We start from the raw sequence: 16,494 nt of genomic DNA, 5'->3' as shown, positions 1-16,494 counted from the left end.
CTCGGGGCTTGTAACCTAGAGAGAGACTTGATTTTATTTATTATATGGGCCGAGTTGGATTTGAACCAACGTAGGCGTAGCCAGCGGATTTACAGTCTGAGATTCATGACCTCAAAGTCCATCTAGACAAAGAGCCTAGCTTTTGAATATATTTCTGGCCTAGAATTGGACTAAATATGATTTTTATGTTTCAGTGGAAAAGATTTTAGAACAGGCGATCGCGATCGCAAGGAGAGATTATAAAGGAGAGGGGGAATTTGAGCATTGTTCTCGTGTGATGGAGCAAGTTGAGTCGACAGAGCAAAAAATCATTGCCATTCTCCATCATTTACTCGAAAAGGAGTACCGAACCTATTCCTATGTCGCGGATACTTTTCCTTTAGCGATCGCTGATTCGTTGCTTGTGGTTTCAAGGTTGAATCACTCTAATTTGAAAGAAAATGTTCTGGCAATTTGCCGAGAAGGCAATCAGGATGCGATCGCGGTCAAGATTGCCGATCTACAAGATGAGCTTGCTCATGTAGACGAATCTAACAGGTATTTTACGCCATACACAAGAAATAATTACCATATCTATCTTGAAGAGTTAAGAAAAGCGTCCGCCAAGAAAAAACTCAAAGAGACTATAATTTAACTACTTTCAGTTTTTGTCTTGATCATGCCTTATCTTAATTCGGAAACCCCTTTTTTTGACGGTTCAGTTTTCACAACTGGAGCAGAAGCTCTTGTCTTAATTCGTGACAATTTAACCGATTGGGTTGTCGTTGCCGATAATGTCTCTACGACGGAAAGCTTGTTAATGCGCGGGGCAACGGACAACGACCACAGAGCGCATGTTAAATTCTCTGTCAACGGCTCTTTTCTCGAGGTGCGGGGCGATTACTATGGAGATGATTCGGTTCTGTCTGACCCTTTGCAAATAAGCTTTAATCCTGGGGAAAATAACAAGCTCTGGCTTACCTTTGACAATGATTCGGTAGTTATCCCTATCCGCAGTAAATTTATTTACAAGGGCGCTTTTTACTGTGGATTTCTAGATCGCTTCGATACTAGCGATGCTGATGCCTGGCTAATTGCGATCGCGGGAAATGAAATTAAAAAAGCCATTGTCGCTCGCGCCAAACATGATGGCACTATTTTTAAGCGAATTGGGGATGATTTTCTTAACGCTGATAATTTTGCCAGCCCCACCCTTAACGGCGGGTATCAGGGAGTTTTTGATTTAGCAACAGTCGCAAATCCCTATTCAAGCTTTCTCAGTAGCGATCGCAGGAACGCGGGGTATTCTGCTCATTTGGGACAGGTTAATAAAAGAAATGATCGCCCAGTCATCACCAGAATGTTTTACCTCGAAGGGCGCGGCTCAGTTACAGGGTATTTAAGCAGTGGAAATAATCCGCAGCCTCTTTATAATCGAGGATATTTAAAGCATATAGGAAAAGGCTTTGCCAAAGTTCCCCAGGGGAAAATCGAACTAGATTCAAGGGGCGATCGCTATTTAGTTTTCGGGGGAGATGGCTTGGGGGCGGTTAAAGTCGCAGAAGGCTCTCCTGGTGTTGCAGCAGAAGTCCCAACCATTTTTCGGGATAGTATTAATTTTGCCGTCACGGCCAATGCGATCGCAGAGATTAGAAATACTTTGGAAAACGCAGGCTGGACTCTTGAGGTTGAAACCACTGAATATATTTTAATGAGCGCGACTCATTCTAGTAGCGAAAAATGTTATTTTAAGTTTACAGAAACGAGTTCCACGCAATTGTCGATTCAGGGCGATCTCTTGGGAGATGACACTAAACTTTCACCTGCGATCGCATTTACTATTTCTGACTCGATAACCAATCAACTTCATGAGTCCGCCAATGCCCAGGCCGCCGCTATCTCTTTTAATGATGACGGCGGCCTTTGGTTGGGATTTTTATTGCAAGATGGCCAGGGGGCAGATCAAGATCCCGTTTGGGGGCTGGGCTTAATTAAAGATGGAGTACAGCAAACCTATATCGTTGTGGATGGAGCTTGGGTCTCAATTGCCGATAGTTTTACCGTGGCCTCAAACTCTCTTAACTCTTATCCTGTTCACAACAGCGATCGCCTGACAACTGCGGCCACTCCCGTGCTTTTTTACGATAACGCCACAGCAACTAATAGCGCTTATAAAGCCCAAAACGGGCAAATCAATGGAGCGACGCTCAAAGCTCAGTTAGACTTTTTTGCTATCCTGTCGGGCCTGACCAGCAAAGTCGCCTATGGAACCCTGGCCGAAGGCGATCGCAATGCCCCTAAGCTGAGTTACCACGGAATAGTTGATCTTGTCGCTGACGGCGGCAATTCCTTGGGTGCTGGAGAAACGGCAACAACGGAAACGGGCGCGGTTTTTCGGAGCGTTGGCGGCAATGGTTGGAATTTAATGCGAAGCGGTTAAAGTAGAAAGTAGAAAGTAGGGAGTAGGAAGTAGAAAGTTGCACCAAGGAAAACTTCGTTCTGTGATTTTTTGTCTTCAAAAAGTTCAGAAGCCTTGTCTTATAAAGGTTTTCGTTTTGTGAAAATCCAAAACTTCCTACTTTCTACTTTGAACAATCTGTTCAACAATCTGTACTAAAATGATCAAAAGGCGCAAAGCCTCGGAACTGACGAGGCGTATTAACAGCGCAGTCCACTTAGACCAATTAAGCAGACGATTATGAGTTTAACAAAGATGGCAAATGATCAGCGGTCAATTTTTGAAACTTTAAAACGTTTCGATAAGGAAGGGAGAGAAATCTGGACAGCTAGAGAATTAAGGGTGGGTCTAGGATATGTGTCTTGGCAAAATTTCTCTTATCCTTTGGACAAAGCCAAGGCTTTAGCTAAAGCAAAAAAAATAGATATTGGCAGTAATTTTATGCCTTTTGAGAATCCTGCAAATAGGAGAAGAGAGAGAGACGACTACAAGCTTACGAAGCTGGCTTGTTGTCTTATCGCTGAATGCGCAGATAAAGACAAAGAAGGTGTAGTGGAGGCGATCGCCTATTTTTCCGATGGGCAAAAATCATTCCCCGTCCAATTAGAGAATCAAGACAAGACAAGGATCGAAGCCCCTGTTCCCACTGTTCTGAATCAACCAGCGGGCGAAAGTAAACTTCGGGAATTGGAACTGGTCAACGAAGGCTTGAGGTTGCAAATCGAGTTGAACAAGACCCAACTGCAACTGGAAGAGCATCGAAAAAAAGTCATTGCTAACTTCTCAGAAGCAACACAGCAAAAAATCTTGGGCTACGTAGTGATTTCAAAAGATGGAAGCAAAAAGTCCAAAAGCCAACTAAGCTTACCCCAAGGCGAAGAGCTTTTGACGCACAACGGCCAGCAAACTCTTTTCCGCTGAAGCAATTAAGGGGACACTTTGTCCCCTTAACCAACACAAGAAACATTTCGTTCAGCTATCTGTACTAAAATAGCTAAAGTATGCTTCTAAGAAATAGCTCTCATGTTCAAAGGTATTGTCAAGGTTGAGAAATACGTCCCAGGCGATCGCGATCGCACAATAGAAAGTTTTACCGTCGAGAATAAAATTACTAAGCGGACTGCTGAAAGGCTTTTTCTTGATAACTTGGCGGTTTTTACTGATGACTTAAGAATTGCTATTAGTACGGATGTTCTATCTGCTAGTTATGAAAGAATTTCCGTTGACAATATTATTGTGATCGGCTCAACTGTCGATGTATCGGGACGAGTTTTTACAGAAGAAATTGGGGTCGACCCGAGGAATGTCACCTATCAAAACAGATTCTTGCCTCCCAGTTCCCCTCGAAGTTTCAGTACGATCGCGATCGTTACGGGGACAACCAATAACGATACAGCTAGTATTACCGCTGATACCTGGGCTTACGTAAGTTTTGGTACGCCAGTAGATCAGTCAGGCGTGGAGCAAATTGATGTTACTTACAAGGTTTTCCTTGACTGGGATAGCGCTCCGGTAAACTTGCCTTCAACCTTCCAGGATGCGCTGCAATATCTTTTGTTGGACGAACTCCTTCCACTTGATTATGATGCTAATTTGCTTTCTACTGTTGTCTATAGTGGCTCGAATCCAGATTACGCCTTGCGATCGCGAGCGATTCAAGGCTCGGAGTTTTTGGCGACTTCAAACATAAGAACCGATATTTTAAAGCTTGAGTATCAAGCTACTGTAACTTTTCCTGCCGATAGCTATGTTAATGGCTTACTGCATGGTCAACTAGAAAGAACAGGAAGCAACTTAGATCAATTTAAGGGGCTTGGTGGCTTTGTCGAAATTTTCCCGACAGCAGGAACCATAGGGAGCGTCTTTTCTCATAACGAAACTACTGATGCCGTTTTTGATGATCCAGGAAACAAAGCCAATAGTGATTGGCAACCTGTAATTACGGATGTTACTAACGAAGACACTATACTCCCTTCGCTATACTCCCTGCGAGTTGAAAGCTCTGGAGGCTTGGGGTCGGGCGCATATTCGATTTATCATACGACCTACCTTGGTGGGGATGATTCAATCACCTGGAATCAAGAACCTAAGTTTATTGTCGCGACCCAAAAATACCCTTATTTCGTCGATGATGATAACGATATCCCCTATCATAATAAATGGATTTATCGCTGGACAAGTGATAGGTTTTGGGTTTCTGGCAATGATAATGTGGTGGCAATTTGGCAGATCTTTCCAGAGTTTGTCATTGATAATAGCTATGATTTGGCCTCTTCTAACTCGGTAACACGGATTAACGATATCGCCACAGATCCAAGTAACGACAAAATTTATGTAGCCACAGAAGAGGGGTTATTTGAGATTGTAGTAGGTGGGGCAATAACCCAGTTAAGCAGCGATCGCGCGATGGCAGTCGATGTAGGCAATGGCGGCGAGGTTTTTGCTTATTTAATCAATACAGGAGTGGGTCGCCTGGCCTCTTCGCTTAATGCGACTTGGGCTGATGCTCATGATTTAACAGGAGCGACAATCACTCCGGAAAATGTTTTATTCATTAGATGCGATCGCGATTCGACGGATTACAATTTAGCAATTTTAGAACTGGGCTTTGTGGCTCCTGATTCGGTGGCTGGGGATTTTGGAGGGCATAACAACGAGGCTTTTGCCTATATCCATTGGTGGAACAATGCCAGTAATTTCGCGTCAACTTTAGATCTTGAAGTTAGGGTTTCAACTTCAATGTATTTTTCAAGATTTACTCTGTTTCCTTTTAACAGTAGCTTTACCGTAGACAGTGGAATTTGGGTATTTCCAAAATATGTAACCAATCAAAATTTAACCCAACTTAGTTCTACTAGAGGATATCCCAGGGAATTGGTTCGACAGCTAGAGGCTTTGGGAACAGAAGTTGTTGATGCAGATGGGGAGCTGGTATTTACCTCTAATGTCGCCTTGCCTACCAGGATAGTTGTTGGGGCTGCCCAGTTCAACCAAGAAATTCGGGTTTCAACTTACACCTCATCAGGAAACTTTACTTTTAATCAAGCAGGATTCCCTTCCTACGCAATTTTAGATGGAGACATTAGTGGCGGGACATTAAGCGTTTGCCTTGGCGGCTACCACGGGGTTTATTCTCAAAATGCTGCTTATAATGAGAGTAGCCATTTAAGGTTTGCGGGAGGGTGCTTTGATTTTTCGGTCAGCACGGGAACCCCGACAATCAATGGCTATACTGCTTACAAGGGGGAAGCGATTAACAAATATACTTTAAGTTCAATATTTAGTTCTAGCGCGCAACAAAAAGGAAGCGCTAATTACGCTCTTGGCGGAAACGTAATCAAGGGGCAGAAAGGCGGGATTCTTTGTTTTAACGATTCTTCTGCCAGTAGTGGGACAAGAGAGCTAGCGGGAGGAAATCAATTTGTAAGTACCCATTTCCATCCGATCGCGATCGCAGCTTGGGGAGCTCCGGACAAAACCGGAATGTTTACCTATCCTGGTTGGTCAACTCGCTACGGCTGGAATTCGGGCTCTAGTCAATGGGAAGAAAGTCTAGTTCTTGGCGGGAAGCCTTTGCATACTGCCTCAGAAGCTGCGCCGCAAGGGTTAGAAATTGGCTGGCAAGATCTAGACCTAGGCTCGACAAACGATTTAATTATCGATCAGCATTATGAGTTCACTCGCTGTGAAAAAGGTTTTATCTCGGATGGCACCTACCCCAGTGCAACGGTTAAATGGAATTACTATCAAAGACCAGTAGTTTTGTACTCTCTGTCCGAAACCATCCCTGGAGCGCCTTATCAGATAACTTTAGCTCCTGCGAGTAGCGATCCTCTGTGGTTGACTCTAGACGGTGCTGATTCTTCAGATATTAAAATTGCGATCGCAGGATACAGTGACAATGCCACAATAATTTTTACTGGTTCCCCAGCGGCCAACGAAGTTTTGGTTTCTGACGCTGTTGCTGGGATATTGGAATTTAACAGCGCTGATGAGACAAAGGCCGTGACAGGAACAGTTTTATATATGCAAAAAATAGATTCAACAGAGGTGCTTTAAAGTAGGAAGTAGGGAGTAGTAAGTAGAAAGTAGAAAGTAGGAAGTAGGAAGTAGAAAGTAGGAAGTAGGAAGTAGGAAGTTTTATGAATGACAATATTTCTATTCAAGAAAGAACTGAAAAATTTGCAATTAGAGTTGTTAAAGCTTACTCGGAAATCCAAAAGCAAAATAATTTTAATGACGCTGTTGTTATTTTAGCCAAGCAATTTTTGCGAAGTGGGACAAGCGTTGGCGCTAACTGTGCAGAGGCTAAGTATGCTCAATCTAGAAAAGATTTTTTGTCTAAATATTTAATCGCGCTTAAGGAGGCCAATGAAACAAAATTTTGGATTAAATTGATAATAGAAGCTGGCGATTTTTCTCCTGGAAAGTTCTCTTTGCTTGAAAAAGAATTGGACGAAATTCTTGGTATATTAATTGCCACAACCAAAAAACTAAAAGATGATTAACTTTCTACTTTCTACTTTCTACTTTCTACTTTTACCTATGGCGACTTTAGATGAAATCAAGAGAGAGCTCCAGGCGAAGATCGAAGCGTCGCGACCTGTTATCTCTAAGAAAGAGACTAGTGACGGGTATTTTGGGGTGACGATCAAGCATCGTGGGGAAATGAATAATTTGCCGTTTCGTGATTTCAATGTGGCAAATTCTAGGAGGTCTTTTTGATCAAAGCGATTTTCCTTTCTTTTGCCATTCTAGCGATCGTTCTGGGGCTTCCTACTTTCTACTTCCTACTTTCTACTTCCTACTTTAAAAAATGCGATCGCAACTTGGCTCCTTTAAAGCTCAACTCACAAATCTTGACTGGTCAGCACTTGCCGAGACTGGCGGCAATCTAAGCGCTGGCTCGATCAATCTTTATATCCAACTGAGAAATCGAGTTGGCCGCAACCTGCTTTCTCCTTCAAAAACAGTTGCTTACGCTGCGGGGGAAAAGATAGCGGTCGAGATTGCCACTTCAGTTGCTCAGCCTGGCGAGGATGGCTGGCAGGTAATCATCTCAGGAGAGAAGACGGGGAGTTCCTCAGATGCGGTACAGTTGGCAACTTATGATCTTAAGGATCTAGCGGATCAAGTTACAATCAATGCTCTCCCTGCGACTATAGAACTTACTGAAGACTTTCATCTGGAAACGGATAATTTAGTTGTCGCGACCGTTGCTGATTTGCCTCTAAATGCGATCGCGGGCATGGTTCGGGAGGTCACGGATGAAAGCGGCAAAATTTATGTTTGGAATGAAACGGCGAATAGCTGGGAAGACTATACTCCCCCTAGTTATTTTACGGAGCTGGGAAATACTCGAAACGAAGGAGGCAGTGACCAGTTTCTGCGATCGGATGAGCTGCTGATTCCTCCTTTAATGTTTGATGTCGAAGTTGTGCGGGTCTCGACAACGCCCGTTAGGTATTGGCTGTTGAATGAGGCCCCGGAGGGGGCAGGGCCTGATATTGCTGACAACATCAATCTTGAGATTTCAATTAATGGTGCCACGGTTTCTGATGATGGGAGATTCTGGGGTGCGGTGTTTTCTGGCTTAATTAAATTTGAGCTAGTGGGGTATTATCGCTTGTTGTCAGCGGGGCTTGATACGGGGCTCGATGGGGTTGGGGTAACCCAGGCTTGGAATTTTAGCTCAAACTTTTTAACCTTGCCTAACCCATTATCTCCTGGTTATGCCGCTGTTTACGATATTTGGCTAGAGGCCGACACATCAGTGCTCGCTCAAGCGGGATATGAAGCTGGGGATGTCCTGAGTATTGATTTTGACCATCTCGGAAAAGTAGGTATTCCCCAGCCAGCCTTGTCAGCTTTGGTGGGCAAAAATATCGTGTTTGGCGACAAAGAAAAGATGATTGTGTTGCCGAACAAATGGCTAACGGGAACGGCATTGATCGATGGCTTTTTGTGCTTAAATAACACGGAACTATCAGGAATATTTAATTCTGCCCCCGCTAATACTTCGGGGCAATCTGTGATCATCAAAGGCTCAACCGGAGGCACGATTCGCACTTCTGAAGCTCCAGCGGAACTCACAAGCGATGAGCGGGTCTTAGCTGTTTTTTCGACTCAAGACGGTTTTACTAATCCTGGAGAATTTAGCGATGTTTTAACCACCACTAGCCCTGGAGGTATCACGGTTACCGTCCAGCATCCGGTCAACTCTAGTTTAGAGGCCACTATCAGGGAAGATTATCCTGATAAGACGATCGCAGGGAATATTTTTGCTGACTGGCAAAACCTTCCTTTTCGAATCTACCTTTTGCAGGGAACGACTTTATGGGAGCAGCAAACCTTAGAAATTAGCGCTTCAGCCGAGACTCAAGATATTACGATTACCGAGCTTTCCGATTTTATTGACGTTACCAATACCCCACCTCAGAATGCTGAGCTTTTGTTCGGAGTTGATTACAGCTTGTTCAAGCCCAGTAAGCCTAGTGCCGTGGCTTCGGTGGGAGGGTCTCTCGCGGCGAACACCTACCAAGTAGCGATTCGCTATGAGTATTCTGCTCCTAACAATATAATTACTCGATTGCGCCATGATATTGATGGAGTAACAGTTAAGCGACTCAATACGACCTTTGAAGAGATTTTGAGTGTTAGTCAGCTATGGCGTGATGAGGTGATTACCAGAGCTCAAGCAAGGGAGTTGCCTTTTGAGTCTCGCGTTCCTAACAGTGTCTGGCAAATTAGCGATCTTAGTAATGCTCCTTTCATTGTTGACCTATCCCTTGTTAGCGCTGACAATGGCCGAGATATTTTACGCTTTAGCGAAGGACAGGGTGGACTGCGTCCTTTGAGGACTTTGTTGCGGGTACGCGATCGCACAGGATCCCTATTCCCTGGTTATTCAACTTTGACCATTGGAGAAGGATTACAGGCAACAGAAAATACTCTCGAATCTGCGATCGCAATAACCCTAGATCCCGATGTGGTTCCCGCGATCGTGGGCAGTGTTAATTTGGTTGGCCCCAGTGGGTCCTTGTTAACGGGCCCTAGTGGAAGCTTGCTTTCTGCGCCTTAGGGGAAGTGGGAAGTAGGGAGTAGGAAGTAGAAAGTAAAAGAAGATAAAATTCGTTTTCAGAAATTTTAGCTTCAAAAGTTCCAAAAGCTTTACTGGGCAAGGGTTTTCGTTTCTAGGAAACTCCGAAACTTCCTACTTTCTACTTTCTATTTCTTACTCTAAACAGTATGTTCAGAGATATGTACTAAAATATTGGAAGGCGCAAAGCCTCGAAGCAAGCGAGGCAATATCAGCGCAGTCCACATATTACAGGTATGCAGACATGCAAGATCTTATCAAAAACTCCGAGCAATCACCTTTCGATTCCATCAAAAGATACGACCAATACGGCAGCGAGTTTTGGGATGGGCGAGATCTAATGCCTTTGCTAGGGTACAGAAAATGGGAGCGGTTTTCTTCTGTTATAAAGAAAGGGATTATCTCTGCGACTGCTCAAGACCTGGATGTCGATTCTAATTTCGAACACTTCCCAGAGGAGGGAAGCGTTAAGACTTTGCGCGAAAACTATAGATTAACGCGCGTAGCCTGTTATCTAATTGCCCAGAATGGAGATGTCAGAAAATCAGAAATTGCTCTTGCTCAAGGATATTTTGCGAGCCAAACTGTTAGAGCCGAGAACATTATTCCTCACCAAAGCGATCGCATAAGAGAACTAGAGCTTCACAACGAAAACTTAAGGTTACAGGTTCAGGCGAACGAATCCTTAAAGGCTCTTACTGCTCACCGAGAATATATTGTCACAAGCCTCCCCAAACCAGTTTGCGATCGCATATTGGGAGTAACCGAGGTTAAAGAGATTGAGTATCGCGATCGCATAGTAGTAGAGGAAGAGCTTGTAAACGATGGCTCCACTGTTAACAAGTCAGAGCTATGCAAAAGGTATGGCTACTACACCAGTAAAGGGCATTCTGACTATCGAGCTCTTAATAGATTCCTTGCTGAAGTTGGAGCAGACAAAAAAGAAGACTTTTGGGACTCGACAATGGCGATTCGCACCAATAAAGAATTCAAGAGAGAGTATCTGCCAATGCTGGACAAATATTTCCAGAATGGCAACAGACAAATGTATCTAGGAGAGTAATACGATCGCATGGATGATTTAGCAGCAAGATATCCAGAGGTTGTCACACTTTGTGACAACCTCCAATTCCCAGAAAAAGGAGAAAAAAGTGGATAGACCAACTTATAAAGCATGGGATCACCATCGATCAGTTCTGGTCGGTGGTAGTAACCAGAATGGCAACAGACAAATGTATTTAGGGGAGTAATGCGAACGCATGTCTTATTGTTGTGATCGAAAAGAGCTAGAACATGTATTGCCTAAATTAGAAGAAAGGGCAATTCGCGAAGGACACGCAGAAGTTTTAAGGATTTTAGATTTAGATCCTCTATCTGGCCCTATGTTTGTAGGTGAATATCGATGGGTAGGAGATCCTAGTTCTTTTGCGTACTTGACGGGAAAAGAAGTTCCCCTTGTCCCTTGGCCTTTGATCGTCATAGACGATTGCTCACCGCATTTTGAGTCAAAGGTTGTTCGTACCGATGTGGTTTTTTATGCGATCGCAAGATTCCAAGCCGATTTCTTGAAGCTGACTTTTTGGATCAAAAGAAATATTAGCGATCGTATTCTTTTAACTTGTATGGTTTGGGGGCTTGCCTATGTTCCTCTAGGGGCGATCCCTAGTTGGGGATTGCATTTTGGGAGGCGTAGAAAGTGAATAGCCCAACTTACAAAAAATGGGATTGTCAGCGGTCAATTCTCGTCGGCGGTAGTAACCAGAATGGCAATGACAAATACAAGCAAAGTGCGATCGCGCTTTTTCAGGATGCGGGGTTGGAGGTTCACCATACTTGCGATATTTTTCAGTCTTACTCTGACGATCTAGATGGGAATAGAGCTGTTTTGAAATGCCTGGCTCATTCTGACTTCTATTATGTTTGCGCTTCGGTGGATGGCTACACAGGTTTTGCCACAGCTTCTAAGTTTGCCTACGCCTGGTCCTTGCCTAACACTAAGTTGATTTCCAGCCATCCTTTGATTGATCCCGATTTGGCATTTTATGTTGACTTCATAAGAGGTCCTGAAGAGTTTGCCAGGTTGCTTGACAAGCCAAAAAAGAGTCAAAAATCCGAAAAGAAATAATGCAATTTATTAGTAAGAATTAAACATGACCACTGCTAAACCAAAAATCATAAAAAGACACCCTTGGCAAACCAAGAAAGGTTACTCCAAAGAGCTAGCAGAAAAAGTTTCTCTGGAAGAAATTTCGATATTGACTGGATATTACCAGAATGGGACTAAAGAGTTTGTGACTTGCTGGGAATTTAACCTATGGCAAAGGTTGCTAATCTTGTTTTTTGGGCATGTATATATGCATTCACTTGAAGATCTCCCTATTCATAAGCTTTCAACCGACATCGGGCATGTAAGGCAGATGGAAAAAGCTTGGAGCGGGGATGAGGAGGCTTTGAAGAAGTTAGCCTCGGCAGACAAGGACACTAGAAGAGAAGCGATCAAGACCCATTTTCAGGAAGAAAACCAAAGATGACTGCTCAAGCAGGTGCTTACTTCAAAAAACTTGTAGCCTTAATGGCGACTAAATTATTTGTTCCTGCTCCTGGAACGACTCAAGCCGAAGTACTTGGTCACCTAGGAGACATTGAGAAGGCGAAGCAAACCTTAAAGAATGCGGTGAATTTAGCCAACGAAGCCGTTGACGCTGTTATAGCCGCCCCAGACAACCCCTACGGAGCAGATCGAGAAGCGATCGCAAAAGCAATAGTAGAAAAAGCTAACAGCCAAAAGAAACCATGACCTTAACGTCTGAATTCAATGCTACTACCTGGCAATCAGGGTTAACAGGGCAAATTAGGGTTACCAACTCAGGAGATGCTCTTGAAGATTGGGGTCTTGCGATCGCATTAGATTACCCGATTAAGCAAAGGGGCAATGGGACTTATGAACTAATCGGGGCTCAGGTTGAAAGCTATAGACTTGATGGTGATGGCCGACATCTATACGAGATTAAACCGCAAAATTACAATCAAAGCCTAGAGGCCGGAGAGTCGGTCTTTTTCGTTTTTAACGCGGATTACCAAGAAGGAAATCGCCTAGAGCCTTTTGAGATTGGAACGGAATCAGAACTAAGGGGACATCTTGTCCCCTTAGTGGAAAGTCCTCTCAAAATTAATGCTGGAATTAGCCATTGGCAAAGCGGTGGGGCAACAATACGTCTTGCCTTGAGAAACCTCGAAGAGGGGCAGGACAAGGTCAAGCTGGTTACGGATTTTGAGCTACAGGCCAGTAGTATCCGCAACGCAGATATCCTTGAAGTTAATGAGAATGGCGATCGCTATGAATATGTTTTGCAACTGACCGAAAACACAGGTCAAAAAAGATATTCCCTGCGATTTAGTACAGAGGATCGCACTCCTAAGATGGTTAGAGCTTATGCTCTTGTACCGGAATCTGATGATCTTCCAATTGCAGAACCTGAGCCTGATGAGCCTATTGTTGAGCCCCCCGTTATAGAGCCAGATCCAGAACCAGATGAGCCAATAGTTGAACCTCCAATCATAGAACCTCCTGTTACAAATCCAGGGGTTCCCCCAACAACGGGAGAGGTTGCTCGACCCGATTACAACAAGTCAAGAGGATTTTTTACTTTAGATGGCAAAATTTATGATGCTAATGGCAATGAATTTATTGCTCGTGGGGTTAATAATCGCCATGTGTGGTTTGATAGTTATGGTCAAACCCCAGCGTTAAACTCCCTCGATAATATTGCAGGCTTTGGATTTAATTCGGTGCGGATTGTTTGGGAGGTTGACCTAGAAAATGGAATCATTGGTGATGGACGAGGTCAGTTGACCGACGATAATTTACTGACGGAGATTATTGAAACTGCGATCGCGAACAAGATGGTGCCGATGGTGGAGCTGCATGACTTTACTGGCCGCAACGACAATCAAGAACTGCTTGATGAAGGTGTTGGTTGGTGGGTGGATCGCGCTGCCACCTGGAATAAATACGAAGACTCTTTGATGATCAATATTGCCAATGAGTTTGGAGATTGGTTTTATGCTCGTGACAATCCTGAGCAATTTCCCATTGTCTACAAAGAGGCGATCACACGCATTCGTGAGGCGGGAATTAACAATACTATTGTGATTGACCCCTTCAACTGGGGGAAAGACTATACTCAAATCGTCGAATATGGCCAAGAAATCTTAAATCACGATCCACAAAAGAATGTGGTATTTAGCCTTCACTTTTATGGTGGGACAGGAGAAAGCCCTGAAGAAATTCGCACGGCTATAGACGCCATCACAGGACAAGAGCTTCCCTTGGTCATTGGAGAGTTTGGTCCAACTCATCAGGGTAGAGACGTTCGCGAAGACGTGATTATTGCTGAGGCTGCCGAGCATGGTATTGGAACCTACCCTTGGGCTTGGGATGATACTGAGTGGCGGCTGGGGAATAGCTGGGAGGCTGATAGCTTTGACGAGTTAACTCAGTTTGGCAAGGATATAATATTTGGCCCTGGGGGAGTCCAAGAGACGAGTGAATTGGCAACAATTTTTGATTAAAAAAATTATGATTAATAACCCTGGACTAGAAAAGAAATTATGGGTTGAAAGTTTTCGCTATTCTCTGAGTCGGCGGACTTACGCGACGGGAGAATTTTGCGATTACTTTAAAAAGTATTTTGAGGATATTCCTTTTCAAGCAAGAGAATTGATTTTTAAAGAGCTAGAGAAAACAAAAGCTCGTGATGGTTGGGTTGGAGACGATTGCGACAAACAGGAATGGCTGGATTTAGTAGACTGGATCACTAAAACATCTAACAGTCCTTGACCCTTGCGATCGCGAAAACAATCCGCGTCAAGCAAGATATTTCTTTAATGCGGCTAGCCCAGCTAGAAAAGCCACAAACCCCAAAAAATACAAAATAAGCATACTTTAATTATTCTATATAAGTTTTCAATCTATACGTCTCTCGTATCTATCTTTGATTGCGATCGCCTCTTTTTTCTTCAAATAAGAATAGGCGTGATACATGATTTCTTTTGGATCTACAGTATCCCAAGCGCCGCACCCCATGCCAACTAGATCTTCAACTTCCTCCACATCCTCGTCGGTTAATTTTGCGATCACTAAAGAGTCGATACATCGCTGAAGGGTTTCAGCTTCTGCAATCTCCCCAGACATCAATAGGTCAGCGCAAAACCTTTCTGGGGCTTCTGGGTAATTCGACAACGCCTCCTTGTATAGTTCTAGTTCCTCAATTTCTTTCGATTTTAACATTTATGACCTCTTTTTTTAAACGACTCAAGCTAGAATCCTATAACCACCTTGCCATCTACCGATAAACTCCTTTTCAGGAATTTTGCTGTTAGCCCCGTTTGTGTCGCGATAATCGCTAACAAGAGTTCCATAGGGGTCGTCAGCCGTGTAGATATGATTTTCGTAGTCTGTAAGCACGATAATATGTCCGCCTCTGGGAGCATTTAATGGCCCACGATGGAGAATATTACAGACAACAGGAAACCCAGCCGCCAGCAAATCGTTAACAAACTCAATATCTCGATCGCCCATCCATTTAGTATTAAAGCCGTAAACCTCTTTAATTACTTTAGTTTGGACTCCGTGATAGATGGTATCTCCACGCCTAAAAACTTCTCTGATGTAACTATCATCATTGGCAATCCCAGGTTTCCCGCAAATTCTAAGTAGCCAATCGGTATAGGCGCAATTACTAGAGCTATTACAAGTTCTATGGGCATCGCGATAATTGTCTCGTTGGCTGTAGTATTTGGGCTTAGTCCCTTGAATATTTGGAGTAGGGCAGTATTTTTCTAGCCTACCAATTTGTCGCTGTACTGCGGCTGATTTCGGGGCAGCGTGCATCATCCCACCCGATTTTGACCAGTGATTGCCGTAGATGTACCAGCGACCGCAGCCATAACCAAGCTGTACATCTAAATGGCCAGAGGCGCTTACGCCAGGTTCAAAAGGATCATCTAGTATTTCCTGGCAAGAATAGGTTTTTCCTGCGGGGCAAAAAGCTTTTTGAGTACTGTCTAGCTCAGACGATTGCAAGGCATAATCTTTCTTGAGCCAAGTATCTGTGATCGCGACAATATTAAAAGTATCAACGGATTTACTTTGGTTCATTGGTTTTAAAAATAAATTAGCTTCTTCTCTTCTGCGACTAACCAATCCCTGCAAAGTCTTTCCTCCAGCCTTGACGTATAGACCAAAAACTCGGTGAACTTCGGTTGAGTTACCCCAATCACCTGGGGTAAGTAACAGGCTTGAAATAGAAGAAAACCCAGGGGACTGAAAAAAGCGAGCGCCTAGGTTATAAGCAAAAGAAAGGATCGCAGATTGTTGGCTTAGGTTAAGTTGGCTCCAGGTAGGGACTTGGGAAACAATAGGCAGAAAATCGTTGTCAACGAGTTCCAGCAACAATTGACTTGCCTCTGCTTCATTCTTTAGGCGATCGCCTCTGGCCACCCTTTCTCCATTAGGATAAAAGGTCATACCATAGCCGATGGTCCAAACTCCGACACTATCCTGGTAGGCGCTGAGTTTACAGCCTTCCCATTTCTTAATTACCTGGAGGTCTAAATTTGACATTTTCTGCAAGGGGGATGTGCGCTTGGGTTAGTACTTGGTAATTCTTGTCTAGTAGCTCTTCATAGACTGGTTTGTTGCGATCGCCTTTCCAGTAAACCTTTACCCAGTAACCTTCGTCGTTTGGTGTAATCTCAACGAGAGAATCGGACTTGATCCAGGCAATATAGCGATCGCGGGAGGGAAAGTCTTCGCAGTCTTGAAGCTTTAGCTGCCTAGGAGTTTCAATGGTTATCGTCTGAGGGTCAAAACTTCTTTTTGGTAGCCGATTTTGCCCTGTAACCAACCCGTATTTTTGGCTATTCTCAATCTGCTTTCTGCTTGGCATAGTAACGC

At 43.8% G+C, this 16,494-nt stretch carries 16 protein-coding genes; 13 read left to right on the top strand and 3 right to left on the bottom strand.

The window, feature by feature from the left end; translation table 11 throughout:
• Positions 1–193 precede the first annotated feature (193 nt).
• From XEN7305_RS22255 to XEN7305_RS22195, 13 genes are all read left to right on the top strand, one after another.
• Positions 194–634, top strand: coding sequence for a hypothetical protein (locus XEN7305_RS22255; RefSeq protein WP_006511786.1), 441 nt, complete (start codon positions 194–196; stop codon positions 632–634).
• Positions 635–658: 24 nt separating this feature from the next.
• Entirely contained in the window at positions 659–2,419 is a 1,761-nt protein-coding gene (locus XEN7305_RS22250; protein WP_006511785.1) for a hypothetical protein, read from the top strand.
• 258 nt (positions 2,420–2,677) lie between these two features.
• Positions 2,678–3,358 carry a hypothetical protein gene (locus XEN7305_RS27040; protein ID WP_006511784.1) on the top strand — a complete coding sequence of 227 codons (681 nt, stop codon included), beginning with the start codon at positions 2,678–2,680 and terminating at the stop codon, positions 3,356–3,358.
• A gap of 102 nt (positions 3,359–3,460) precedes the next feature.
• Positions 3,461–6,496: a hypothetical protein gene (locus XEN7305_RS22240; protein WP_006511783.1), complete on the top strand. Its 3,036-nt coding sequence runs from the start codon at positions 3,461–3,463 to the stop codon at positions 6,494–6,496.
• Between the two features lie 83 nt (positions 6,497–6,579).
• The gene (locus tag XEN7305_RS22235) at positions 6,580–6,945 is read left to right on the top strand and encodes a four helix bundle protein (protein WP_006511782.1); all 366 of its coding nucleotides are present in this window, start codon (positions 6,580–6,582) and stop codon (positions 6,943–6,945) included.
• A gap of 308 nt (positions 6,946–7,253) precedes the next feature.
• Positions 7,254–9,518 carry a hypothetical protein gene (locus tag XEN7305_RS22225; protein WP_006511780.1) on the top strand — a complete coding sequence of 755 codons (2,265 nt, stop codon included), beginning with the start codon at positions 7,254–7,256 and terminating at the stop codon, positions 9,516–9,518.
• A 262-nt stretch (positions 9,519–9,780) separates the two neighbouring features.
• Positions 9,781–10,599 (top strand): hypothetical protein, encoded by an 819-nt coding sequence (locus XEN7305_RS27035; RefSeq protein WP_006511779.1) that lies wholly within the window; start codon positions 9,781–9,783, stop codon positions 10,597–10,599.
• Between the two features lie 196 nt (positions 10,600–10,795).
• Positions 10,796–11,236 carry a hypothetical protein gene (locus XEN7305_RS27030; RefSeq protein ID WP_006511778.1) on the top strand — a complete coding sequence of 147 codons (441 nt, stop codon included), beginning with the start codon at positions 10,796–10,798 and terminating at the stop codon, positions 11,234–11,236.
• Positions 11,233–11,661: a hypothetical protein gene (locus tag XEN7305_RS22215; protein ID WP_006511777.1), complete on the top strand. Its 429-nt coding sequence runs from the start codon at positions 11,233–11,235 to the stop codon at positions 11,659–11,661. Before XEN7305_RS27030 ends, XEN7305_RS22215 begins: the two co-directional genes overlap by 4 nt.
• 25 nt (positions 11,662–11,686) lie before the next feature.
• Complete coding sequence (locus tag XEN7305_RS22210) at positions 11,687–12,067, top strand: hypothetical protein (protein WP_006511776.1); 381 nt, start codon at positions 11,687–11,689, stop codon at positions 12,065–12,067.
• Positions 12,064–12,333: a hypothetical protein gene (locus XEN7305_RS22205; protein ID WP_006511775.1), complete on the top strand. Its 270-nt coding sequence runs from the start codon at positions 12,064–12,066 to the stop codon at positions 12,331–12,333. The genes XEN7305_RS22210 and XEN7305_RS22205 overlap by 4 nt, the downstream gene beginning before the upstream one ends.
• Positions 12,330–14,108, top strand: coding sequence for a cellulase family glycosylhydrolase (locus XEN7305_RS22200; RefSeq protein ID WP_006511774.1), 1,779 nt, complete (start codon positions 12,330–12,332; stop codon positions 14,106–14,108). The genes XEN7305_RS22205 and XEN7305_RS22200 overlap by 4 nt, the downstream gene beginning before the upstream one ends.
• A 7-nt stretch (positions 14,109–14,115) precedes the next feature.
• The gene (locus XEN7305_RS22195) at positions 14,116–14,376 is read left to right on the top strand and encodes a hypothetical protein (protein WP_006511773.1); all 261 of its coding nucleotides are present in this window, start codon (positions 14,116–14,118) and stop codon (positions 14,374–14,376) included.
• Between the two features lie 126 nt (positions 14,377–14,502).
• Here XEN7305_RS22195 and XEN7305_RS22190 read toward each other — a convergent pair whose 3' ends face one another.
• The 3 genes from XEN7305_RS22190 to XEN7305_RS22175 are packed head-to-tail and all read right to left on the bottom strand — an operon-like array spanning position 14,503 to position 16,486.
• Positions 14,503–14,826, bottom strand: a complete 324-nt coding sequence (locus XEN7305_RS22190) for a hypothetical protein (protein ID WP_006511772.1) — start codon at positions 14,824–14,826, stop codon at positions 14,503–14,505.
• Between the two features lie 24 nt (positions 14,827–14,850).
• On the bottom strand, positions 14,851–16,161 hold the full coding sequence (locus tag XEN7305_RS27025) for a glycoside hydrolase family protein (protein WP_006511771.1): 1,311 nt from the start codon (positions 16,159–16,161) through the stop codon (positions 14,851–14,853).
• A complete protein-coding gene (locus tag XEN7305_RS22175) occupies positions 16,133–16,486 on the bottom strand; it encodes a hypothetical protein (RefSeq protein ID WP_006511770.1) in 354 nt (117 codons plus the stop codon). Before XEN7305_RS22175 ends, XEN7305_RS27025 begins: the two co-directional genes overlap by 29 nt.
• Positions 16,487–16,494: the final 8 nt, after the last annotated feature.

It is taken from the genome of Xenococcus sp. PCC 7305, from assembly GCF_000332055.1.
In the GTDB taxonomy this organism is placed as follows: domain Bacteria; phylum Cyanobacteriota; class Cyanobacteriia; order Cyanobacteriales; family Xenococcaceae; genus Xenococcus.
Note: the sequence above shows the minus strand (reverse complement) of the source record. Positions and strands in the feature narration are given on the sequence as shown.